Consider the following 266-nt stretch of genomic DNA (forward strand, 5'->3'; position numbering starts at 1 on the left):
CGCATACTCGGGGCTGTCCTTCCACCTGGGATCGCCGACGGCATAGCCATATAGCGTGGGGTCGACCAGATCGATACCGCCAGCGTCGATCCTGATGCCCTGCTTGGCCGACAGCGCGGCGTTGATCTGCGACTGGATCACGCTGTAGACCTTCAACTCCGCGGTCAGCGCCTTGAGCTCGTCGAGCAGCGCCTTGCGTCCAATGTAAGCCACGCTGCCGGTACTGCCGACGAAGCCCAGCTCGATATCGCGCGCCAGGCCCAGGT

General features: G+C 63.9%; 1 protein-coding gene. It reads right to left on the reverse strand.

The window, feature by feature from the left end; translation table 11 throughout:
• Nucleotides 1–266 (reverse strand): virulence-associated V antigen (locus ACLJNW_RS25680; RefSeq protein WP_410961436.1); only part of this gene is annotated, 266 nt, incomplete at both ends.

The sequence above is a fragment of the Salmonella sp. SAL4457 genome (assembly GCF_046548235.1).
GTDB classification, from domain to species: domain Bacteria; phylum Pseudomonadota; class Gammaproteobacteria; order Enterobacterales; family Enterobacteriaceae; genus Salmonella; species Salmonella enterica.